We start from the raw sequence: 8,967 nt of genomic DNA, 5'->3' as shown, positions 1-8,967 counted from the left end.
GCTTTACGTCCGGCACACCCCACCCGCGCAGGCCCGTCCCCTCCCGTTGAAGGGTGGGAAAAAGGCCGGTAGGGGTGCACGTAGATGGGCCGGTGCGGCCCGTAGGGCCCGGTTATGACTTACGGCGGCCAGCCCCCACTCGCCTTCACCAACTCCCCCAACGGGAGGGGACGGGCCGGAGGGGCCGGTGTGTGGGACGTAAAGCGAAGCAGTCCCACACACCGGCCCCGGAGGCCCGTCACCGCACCCAACAACCACCCGGCCCGCCGCAGGCGCAACGGCGAACAACCACCACGGCGGGGAGGCCGAAAACGTGGGCCGAAGGCAAAGCGCAGCGCTTGGCGCAACGGCGAGCAACCACCACGGCGGGAAAGCCGAAAACGTGGGGAGACAATGACACCGTGAATGACCTCGACACCTTCGTGCACCTCCTCACCCCCGAGGGCCAGGCCCTGCTGACCGAGCTGCGGGACTACGACCCGGCGGATGAGCTGGCGGCAGCCACCCGGCTGCGGCGGGAGCACCCCGCAGGGCTCGTTTCCGCCGCGCTGGGGCAGGCGCGGCTCCGGCAGCGGGCCGCGGCGAAGTTCGGGGCAGATGCCTGGCGGATGTACTTCACGCCGAACGGTGTGGAGCAGTCCACCCGCGCCACGGTCGCCACCCACCGCGCCGCCCGCCTCGCGGGGCTAGGCGTCCGTACGCTGGCCGACCTGTGCTGCGGGATCGGGGGCGACGCGATCGCGCTGGCGCGGGCCGGGGTCCGGGTGCTGGCCGTGGACCGTGATCCGCTGGCCTGTGCGGCGGCGCGGGCCAACGCGGAGGCGCTGGGGCTCGCGGAGCTGATCGAGGTGCGCTGTGCGGATGTGACGGAGGTGGACACCGCCGGGTATGACGCGGTGTTCGTCGATCCGGCGCGGCGCACCAAGGCACGGGAAAAGGGGGCGGCGCGCAGCGCCTCGGTGAGGGGCGGTGGCCGGGCGACGGGTGGGCGGATCTTCGATCCGGAGGCGTACTCGCCGCCGCTGTCCTGGGCCGTCGAGGCGGCCCGTCAGGCACCGGTCGCGGCGCTGAAGATCGCGCCGGGGGTGCCGCACGAGGCGCTGCCCGAGGATGCCGAGACGGAGTGGATCTCGGACGGGGGCGACGTCAAGGAAGCCGTGGTGTGGTTCGGGACGGGCGAGGGCGGCGTGCCCCGCCCGGTGGCCGGTGGCCGCCGCGCCACCCTGCTGCCCGCGGGGGACTCGCTGCTCGGTACCGGGCTGCCGGATCCGTCCGCGGCGCCGGCCGAGGACGCGTCACCGCCCGCCCCGGTGGGCCCGGTCGGCGACTGGCTGTACGAGCCGGACGGGGCGGTGATCCGGGCGCATCTCGTCGCGGATGTCGCGGCGCGGATCGACGGGCGGCTGATCGACCCGACGATCGCCTACATCACCGCGGACCGGCTGGTCGGGACGCCGTACGCGACGGCCTATGCGATCACCGATGTGCTGCCGTTCCACGTCAAGCGGCTCAAGGCGCTGCTGCGGGAGCGCGAGGTCGGGATCGCGGTGATCAAGAAGCGGGGCTCCGCGGTGGAGCCCGAGGAGTTGCGCAAGAAGCTGAAGCTCGGCGGCGGCCGCAAGTCCTGCACGATCTTCCTCACCCGGGTCGCCGGCGCCCCCACCATGCTGCTGGGGCACCCGGCCACGGACCCGGTCACGCCAGGTCGGTGAGGTCCTCGGCGTAGATCTGGGAGAGCGGCTGCGGGCCTATGTACTGCTGGCAGGTGCACTGGCCCGCCTCGTACTGCACCGGCTTGTGGTCGGCGTCCCAGGCGACCGCCATCTCCACCCGCTCATGACACTTGCCCTTTTTGTCATGCTTGGCGAGGTGGTGGGTGCACCCGCACACCGGCTCCGGCGGCTTCTGGGCGGCGGCCAGCTCCTGCCGCTCCTGGCGGGCGGTCTCCAGGCGCTCCATCTTGCGTTCGTGCCGGGTGCGCAGCGCGGTGCGGGCGGTGTCGGCGATCTTCGCGAAGCCGCCCGCCATGAAGAAGATGAAGACCCACCAGAACCAGTCCACCGCCTGCCGCCTCCCCACACGCACGCCCGGTGCTCCAGTCAGGGTAAGACCTTGAGCCGGGCGTGGGGTTGGGAGCGGCGCGAGGACTCGCAGAAGTACAAAACGAGTCCTCGCCGGGCCTCAGGAGCAGCCGGGCCTCAGGAGTAGAGGTTGTGCTTGCTCATCTCGTGGACGTGATCGTGGTCGTGGGAGTGGCCGTGCGTGTGGGAGGCGGCGGCGTCCTCGGGGGTCTCGCCGGGCACATGCGGCTCGGTGACCGGCAGCGACGAGTCCGCGGAGAGGTCCCAGGCGGAGGCCGGCCGGTTGCGGGCCACCATCTCCGCGCCCAGGGCGGCGACCATCGCACCGTTGTCGGTGCACAGCTTGGGCCGCGGCACCCGCAGGGTGATGCCGGCGTCCTCGCAGCGGCGCTCGGCCATCGCCCGCAGCCGGGAGTTGGCCGCGACCCCGCCGCCGATCATCAGGTGGTCCACGCCGTTGTCCTTGCAGGCCCGGACGGCCTTACGGGTCAGCACGTCCACCACGGCCTCCTGGAACGACGCCGAGACATCCGCCACCGGCACCTCCTCACCGGCCGCCCGCTTGGCCTCGATCCAGCGGGCCACCGCCGTCTTCAGCCCGGAGAAGGAGAAGTCGTAGACCGGGTCGCGGGGGCCGGTCAGACCGCGCGGGAAGCGGATCGCGTCCGGGTTGCCCTCGCGGGCGTAGCGGTCGATGACCGGGCCGCCCGGGAAGCCGAGGTTCAGCACCCGCGCGATCTTGTCGAACGCCTCACCGGCCGCGTCGTCGATGGTCGAGCCCAGCGGCCGTACGTCGGAGGTGATGTCCGGGGCCAGGAGGAGCGAGGAGTGGCCGCCGCTCACCAGCAGGGCCATGGTCGGCTCCGGGAGCGGGCCGTGTTCCAGCTGGTCGACGCAGATGTGCGAGGCGAGGTGGTTGACGCCGTAGAGCGGCTTGCCGAGGGCGTAGGCGTACGCCTTGGCGGCCGAGACGCCGACCAGCAGCGCGCCGGCCAGGCCCGGGCCCGCGGTGACCGCGATCCCGTCCAGGTCGGCGGCGGTGACCCCGGCGTCCTTCAGGGCGCGCTGGATGGTGGGGACCATCGCCTCCAGATGGGCGCGGGAGGCCACCTCCGGCACCACACCGCCGAAGCGGGCGTGCTCATCGACGCTGGAGGCGACCGCGTCGGCCAGCAGGGTGTGGCCGCGGACGATGCCGACACCGGTCTCGTCGCAGGAGGTCTCGATGCCGAGGACGAGCGGTCCGCCGCGTGAGTCAGCCATGGTTGTCAAGTTCCTTGTACGGAGGGTGCTTCGGAGGAGGTCTGGGTGGTGCGGCGCATCACCAGGGCGTCGACGTTGCCGGGCTGGTAGTAGCCGCGGCGGAAACCGATCGGCTCGAAGCCGAAGCGCTCGTAGAGGCGCTGGGCGCGGAGGTTGTCGACCCGTACCTCCAGCAGCACCTCATGGCATTCGAAGTCCGTTGCCGCGCCCAGGAGTTCGGTCAGCAGCCGGGCGCCGAGGCCGCTGCCCCACTGGTCCCGGGCGGTGGCGATGGTCTGGATGTCTCCGGTGCCGTCGACGGCGGCCAGCCCGCCGTAGCCGACGATCCGGCCCGCCCGCCCGTCGCCCGGCCGCCGCGGCGGCACCTCCCGTTCGGCGACGAGATAGCGGCGGGTGGCGGACGGGCCGCGGGCATGCGCCAGCTCGGACCAGAACATGCCCGGCGACCAGGCGTCCTCGGGGAACAGCTCCCGCTCCAGCTCCAGCACCGGCGCTATGTCCCACCAGCGCATCTCGCGCAGCGCGACCCCGGGCCGGGCGTCATCGCCGCGCGCAGGCGCCGGGGAGCGGGGCTCGGACGACGGGCGGGAACTCACCGGGGAGTGACCACCTTGTAGTTGGCGGGGACCTGGGCGTCCGGACGCCGCAGATACAGCGGCTGCGGCGGCAGCAGCTCCTCCCCCGCCGCGAGCTTCAGGGCGGCCAGGTCCGCCAGCGCGCCGGCGGACTGGTGCTCGGGCGCCTCGCGCCGTACGCCGGTGAAGACCGTGTCGTAGAGCACCGCGCCCGCGCCCACGGCCGGGACGCCGGCCACCTGGTCGGCGAGGTCCGCGGGGCGGTCGACGGCCGGGTCGGTCAGCCGGGTGCGGGCATCCTGGTAGCGCGCCCAGTAGACCTCTTTGCGGCGGGCGTCGGTGGCCACGACGAAGGGCTCGGTCAGCCCGGAGGCGTGGGCGAGGCCGTCCAGGGTGCACAGACCGTGCACGGGTACGCCGAGCACGGACCCGAAGGTGGCGGCGGTCACCAGGCCGACGCGCAGCCCCGTGTACGGACCCGGGCCCACGCCGACCACGATGTCGCTGACCGCGTCGAGCCGGTGCCCGGCCTCGGCCAGCACCCGGTCGACGGCGGGCAGCAGCAGCTCGCCGTGCCGGCGCGCATCCACCTGGCGGGACTCGGCGAGAACGCGGGTGCCGTCATGGAGCGCGACGGTGACGGCGGGGGTGGCGGTGTCAAGAGCTAGCAGCAGCACGTCCTTAAGACTACGGCTCGGCGGGTGGTTCCCGTTCCCGGTGCTACCGTCGCCCCCGTAGCCCAGCAGCAAGCAGCCCGGCCTCCAGGCCCGGGACTCCCCGCCGGGCGGCAGGGAGAGGGAGGAAAGGTGGCACAGCGGTGCCCGGTAAGAGCAGCACGATCGTCACCGCGCTGACCACGGCCGCCCTGGTCGTGGTCGGAGTGCTCGGCTACCAGGCCGCGGCGTCCGCCCCGGACACCCTCACCCCGGCCCGCAGCGACGGCCGGCACGGCGCCCCCGAGAAGCACCCGGCCAAGCAGGACAAGAAGCACCGGGACCCGGCTCCGGCCCCGGTCCCGGCGGCGTCCGGCAAGGGCCAGCGGATCGTCTACTCGCTCGGCGCCAAGCGGGTCTGGCTGGTCGGCGCGCAGGGCAAGGCGCTGCGGACGTTCACGGTCACGCCGAGCACGGTCAGCCCGCCGCCGGGGTCCTACGCGGTCGCCTCGCGGTCGGTCAGCGTCACGGGCTCGGACGGGATCGCGATCGAGCACGTGGTGCGGTTCGCCAGTGTCAGCGGGGTCACGGTCGGCTTCAGCGCCGCCGTGGACGGCTCGCGGCCCGACCCGGGCGCGGGGAAGAAGACCGGCGGCATCCGTGAGTCGCGTGCGGACGGCAAGGCGATGTGGGACTTCGCGCCCACCGGCACCAAGGTCGTCGTGGTCTCCTGACCGCCCGGCTCCCGGCCGGTCCGCCGTTCGCCCCTATGGGCTACGCCGCGTCGCGGCCTCCGGTGGACGCCGGCTCCTCGGACTCCTCCGGCTCCGCGGGCTTGTCCTGACGGGCCTCCGCGGCGGCGTCGGGGGGCGTGGAGACCGCGCTGGCCGCGGCGCACGCCGCCAGCAGCTCGTTCATCGTCGGCGTCTCCTGGGCAGCGCGCCCGGCCGCCGCGACGGGGCTGCCCTCGCGGCCGTCGGATGTGGGGACGGGCTGGTGGGCCGACATGGACGCCTCCCGGGGCTCCTGCGACAGAAGCTAGGCTGGCTACTTAGGCTCACCTAACTGGGGTCTCCATCCATGTGACCACGCCCGGCACCAGCTGCGCAACATCTTACCGACGGCTTGTCGGAAACTACCGGGCGCCCGGCCGGTCCATGACCGGGCCGGACCGCCGCCGTGGCCGTCCCGCGCCCGCCGTCAGCAGGTCTCCAGCGCGGGCAGACCGGCCTCCGCCCAGCGCGCGCCGAAGCCGGTGACCGTCACCTCGCGCACATCGTCCACCTCGTGCACATCGTCCGCGTCGGCCTCCAGCGCCGACGGGCCGTCGTCCCCCACGGCGCGGCCGATGACCACATGCAGCCGGTCGTCGGACAGCTCCTCGACCTTGCCCTCGCCCCACTCCACGACCACCACCGACTCCGGCAGCGAGACATCGAGGTCCAGGTCCTCCATCTCGTCCAGCCCGCCGCCGAGCCGGTAGGCGTCGACATGCACCAGCGGCGGGCCGCCGGCCAGCGAGGGGTGGACCCGGGCGATGACGAAGGTGGGAGAGGTGACGGCGCCGCGCACGCCCAGGCCCTCGCCCAGGCCGCGGGTCAGCGTCGTCTTGCCGGCCCCCAGCTCACCGGTGAGCAGGACGAGGTCGCCGGGGCGCAGCAGCGGGGCCAGGCGGCGGCCCAACTCCTGCATCTGTTCGGGGGACTTGACGGTGATGTGCGCCATCGCGCCGGTGGTGCTCATGCCGCAAATGGTACGGCCTGCCCCTCTCCCGACCACCACCCCTCAAACGACACCGCTCCGCCGGGGGGCCGGCGCCCCCGGCAGGCCAGGCGCTCAGGCGCGGGCGTGCCGGGAGCTGCGGGCCGCCGCGCCGGCCCGTTCCACCAGGGACACCAGGTGCTCGTTGACCAGCTCGGGCCGCTCCAGCATCACCAGATGCCCGGCGCCGGGGACACAGACCAGCTCCGCGTCGGGCAGCACCTCGGCGATCGTCCGGCTGTGGTCGGCCGGGGTGATCAGATCGCTCTCCCCGGCGAGCACCAGCGAGGGCACCGCGTCGTACGCGACCAGCGCCTCGGTCTTGTCATGCACCGCGAACGCCGGGAAGAACTCGGCGACCACATCGATCGGGGTCGCCTCGATCAGCCGCTCCCCGAACCGCGCGATGCCCGGGTCCACCTTCTCCGGCGTCCCGAACGAATACCGCTTGATCAGCCCGGCGAACAGATCGGCGGTGGCCCGCCGCCCGCGCTCGACGATCTCGCGCTGCCAGCCCAGTGCCTTCAGCACCCCCGGCGCGAGCCAGTGGAACGCCTTGACGCCCATGGACGGCAGCCCGAAGCCGACCTCGCTGAGCCGGCCCGCGGACGTGCCGATCAGGGCCACCCCGACCACCCGCTCCGCGACGTACTCGGGGAACTGGTCGGCCAGCGCCATCACCGTCATCCCGCCCATGGAGTGCCCGACCAGCACGATCGGCCCCTCGGGGACCGCGGCGTCCAGCACCGCCTTCAGGTCCCGGCCCAGCAGGTCGATGGTGACCGGTTCCGTGCCGTCGATCTGGCCGTGGCCGCGCGAGGAGCGGCCGTGGCTGCGCTGGTCCCAGTGGACGGTGCGCACCGCGCCGCGCAGCGCGGAGCGCTGGAAGTGCCAGGAGTCCTGGCTGAGGCAGTAGCCGTGGCTGAAGACGACCGTGGGGGCCACGGCGCGCCGGCCCAGCGCCGCCGACAGCCGCTTGCGCAGACCGCCCTGGGCCTCCTGCGCGGCCCGTGCCTCCTTGCCGCGCACCGGCTTGGCCGACCGGTCGGCCTTGCCGCCCTTGCCGTTCCTGGCCTTGCCCGGGTGGCCGTCCTTCTCCGGCCGGCCCGCCTCCACTCCCGGCTCGTCGACCTCGTAATACAGCTCGGTGCCGTCCTCGGCGATCGCCGCGCCCGGTGTGCCGCGCAGCGTGCCGTACGGGCCGGCGGCGTCCAGCGCGAGCCGGGCCCGGCGGCGCATCCCGCGGCCGACGGTCATCCGCTCTATCGCCACACCGGCCGCGGCACCCGCCGCGACCACCCCGATCGCGGCCCCGGCCACGCCGGCGTGCCGGCCCGCCCGCGCCCAGTTGCCGGCCGCCTCGACGGCCGTCTCGACCGCCTGCGCGGCGGCCTCCTGTCCCTCGGTCATGCCGTACCCCCCGTGAGCGCGCTGTCTCCTCCGGCTTCGCTCCGTATGCCGCTGTCCACGTAGACGCGCGGGACCCGGCTTCCGATCCGGGTGACGATCTCGTAGCCGATGGTTCCGGCCACTCTGGCCCAGTCCTCCGCGGTCGGCTCACCGCGGTCCCCCGGGCCGAACAGCACCGCCGGGTCACCCGGCTCGGCGCTGTCGCCGCCCAGGTCGACCACGAACTGGTCCATCGCGATCCGCCCGGCGACCGTCCGCCACTTGCCGGCGACCAGCACCGGGCCGGTGCCGGAGGCGTGCCGCGGGATGCCGTCCGCATAGCCGAGCGGGACCAGTGCCAGGGAGGTCTCCCCGGGCGTCGTGTAGTGGTGTCCGTACGACACGCCGTGGCCGCCCGGGACGCGCTTGACCGAGGCGAGCGACGCCTCCAGCGTCATCGCGGGCCGCAGCCCGAAGTCCTGTGAGGTCCCGACCTCGGGGCTGGGCGAGATGCCGTAGATGCCGATACCGGTACGGACCAGGTCGAAGTGCGCCTCGGGAAGGGTCAGCAGCGCCGGGGTGTTGGCGATATGCCGCACCTCGGGGTGCAGCCCGGCCCGCTCGGCGGTCCGCAACCCCTCCTGGAAGACGGCCAGCTGGGCGGCGATCGAGGGGTGGCCGGGCTCGTCGGCGCAGGCGAAGTGCGACCAGACGCCGGTGACGGTCAGCGTGCCCTCGGCCTCGGCGGCCCGGGCGGCGGCGGTCAGCACGGGCCAGTCGGCGGGGGCGCAGCCGTTGCGGCCGAGCCCGGTGTCGATCTTGAGCTGGACCCGGGCGGGCCGGCCGCACTCCCGGACCGCCGCGGTCACCTCGCGCAGCGCCCACAGCCCGCTCACCGAGACCTCGATGTCCTGCTCGATGGCCCGGCGCCAGGGGCCGCCCGGCGTCCACAGCCAGCACAGCAGCCGCCCGGTGTCACCGGCCGCCCGCAGCGCGAACGCCTCCTCGGGCAGCGCCGTGCCCAGCCAGCCCGCACCGGCCTCACGGGCGGCGCGCGCACAGCGCACCGCTCCGTGTCCGTAGCCGTCGGACTTGACCACGGCCATCAGCTCTGCCCGGGGTGCGCGGTCCCGCAGTGCACGGACATTCGACCGCACGGCGGCGAGGTCGATGGCGGCACGGGCGCGCTTCGCTGTCTCGTTCATCCCCCTCAGTGTCGCAGGCGACGCCGCGGGGCCCCGGGGG

Annotated in this window: 10 protein-coding genes; 2 read left to right on the top strand and 8 right to left on the bottom strand. The window is 74.0% G+C overall.

What is annotated here, in order from left to right; genetic code table 11:
• The first annotated feature begins 401 nt into the window (after positions 1 to 401).
• Entirely contained in the window at positions 402 to 1,712 is a 1,311-nt protein-coding gene (locus tag ACFWJW_RS29455) for a methyltransferase domain-containing protein (RefSeq protein WP_387247099.1), read from the top strand.
• On the opposite strand, the gene ACFWJW_RS29450 is transcribed toward ACFWJW_RS29455, so the two are convergent.
• The 4 genes from ACFWJW_RS29450 to tsaB form a co-directional block, all read right to left on the bottom strand.
• Complete coding sequence (locus ACFWJW_RS29450) at positions 1,696 to 2,061, bottom strand: hypothetical protein (protein ID WP_387247097.1); 366 nt, start codon at positions 2,059 to 2,061, stop codon at positions 1,696 to 1,698. The two genes, ACFWJW_RS29455 and ACFWJW_RS29450, sit on opposite strands and share 17 nt — an antisense overlap.
• A 137-nt stretch (positions 2,062 to 2,198) precedes the next feature.
• Positions 2,199 to 3,344 (bottom strand): tRNA (adenosine(37)-N6)-threonylcarbamoyltransferase complex transferase subunit TsaD, encoded by a 1,146-nt coding sequence (gene tsaD / locus ACFWJW_RS29445; protein ID WP_387247095.1) that lies wholly within the window; start codon positions 3,342 to 3,344, stop codon positions 2,199 to 2,201.
• A 5-nt stretch (positions 3,345 to 3,349) separates the two neighbouring features.
• A complete protein-coding gene (gene rimI, locus ACFWJW_RS29440; RefSeq protein WP_387247093.1) occupies positions 3,350 to 3,940 on the bottom strand; it encodes a ribosomal protein S18-alanine N-acetyltransferase in 591 nt (196 codons plus the stop codon).
• Positions 3,937 to 4,596, bottom strand: a complete 660-nt coding sequence (tsaB, locus tag ACFWJW_RS29435; RefSeq protein WP_387247091.1) for a tRNA (adenosine(37)-N6)-threonylcarbamoyltransferase complex dimerization subunit type 1 TsaB — start codon at positions 4,594 to 4,596, stop codon at positions 3,937 to 3,939. The genes rimI and tsaB overlap by 4 nt, the downstream gene beginning before the upstream one ends.
• Positions 4,597 to 4,736: 140 nt before the next feature.
• Between tsaB and ACFWJW_RS29430 the strand changes: the two genes are divergently transcribed.
• The gene (locus ACFWJW_RS29430; protein WP_387247089.1) at positions 4,737 to 5,306 is read left to right on the top strand and encodes a hypothetical protein; all 570 of its coding nucleotides are present in this window, start codon (positions 4,737 to 4,739) and stop codon (positions 5,304 to 5,306) included.
• Positions 5,307 to 5,346: 40 nt separating this feature from the next.
• Here the strand turns inward: ACFWJW_RS29430 and ACFWJW_RS29425 are convergent, their stop codons facing one another.
• From ACFWJW_RS29425 to alr, 4 genes are all read right to left on the bottom strand, one after another.
• Positions 5,347 to 5,580 carry a hypothetical protein gene (locus ACFWJW_RS29425; RefSeq protein ID WP_387247087.1) on the bottom strand — a complete coding sequence of 78 codons (234 nt, stop codon included), beginning with the start codon at positions 5,578 to 5,580 and terminating at the stop codon, positions 5,347 to 5,349.
• Between the two features lie 192 nt (positions 5,581 to 5,772).
• Positions 5,773 to 6,315, bottom strand: coding sequence for a tRNA (adenosine(37)-N6)-threonylcarbamoyltransferase complex ATPase subunit type 1 TsaE (gene tsaE, locus ACFWJW_RS29420; RefSeq protein ID WP_387247085.1), 543 nt, complete (start codon positions 6,313 to 6,315; stop codon positions 5,773 to 5,775).
• A gap of 93 nt (positions 6,316 to 6,408) precedes the next feature.
• Positions 6,409 to 7,743, bottom strand: coding sequence for an alpha/beta fold hydrolase (locus ACFWJW_RS29415; protein ID WP_387247083.1), 1,335 nt, complete (start codon positions 7,741 to 7,743; stop codon positions 6,409 to 6,411).
• A complete protein-coding gene (alr, locus tag ACFWJW_RS29410) occupies positions 7,740 to 8,927 on the bottom strand; it encodes an alanine racemase (protein ID WP_387247081.1) in 1,188 nt (395 codons plus the stop codon). The genes ACFWJW_RS29415 and alr overlap by 4 nt, the downstream gene beginning before the upstream one ends.
• Between the last annotated feature and the right edge of the window lie 40 nt (positions 8,928 to 8,967).

This window comes from Streptomyces sp. NPDC127097 (assembly GCF_042724075.1).
Lineage (GTDB): Bacteria > Actinomycetota > Actinomycetes > Streptomycetales > Streptomycetaceae > Streptomyces.
The sequence above is the reverse complement of the archived record's forward strand: the minus strand, read 5'-3'. Positions and strand labels throughout refer to the sequence as shown.

Excerpts from the sequence above, each read along its gene's own strand:
- ACFWJW_RS29425 (WP_387247087.1), bottom strand. The coding sequence starts at position 5,580 with ATGTCGGCCCACCAGCCCGTCCCCACATCCGACGGCCGCGAGGGCAGC.
- tsaD (WP_387247095.1), bottom strand. The coding sequence starts at position 3,344 with ATGGCTGACTCACGCGGCGGACCGCTCGTCCTCGGCATCGAGACCTCC.
- tsaE (WP_387247085.1), bottom strand. The coding sequence starts at position 6,315 with ATGAGCACCACCGGCGCGATGGCGCACATCACCGTCAAGTCCCCCGAA.
- ACFWJW_RS29415 (WP_387247083.1), bottom strand. The coding sequence starts at position 7,743 with ATGACCGAGGGACAGGAGGCCGCCGCGCAGGCGGTCGAGACGGCCGTC.
- alr (WP_387247081.1), bottom strand. The coding sequence starts at position 8,927 with ATGAACGAGACAGCGAAGCGCGCCCGTGCCGCCATCGACCTCGCCGCC.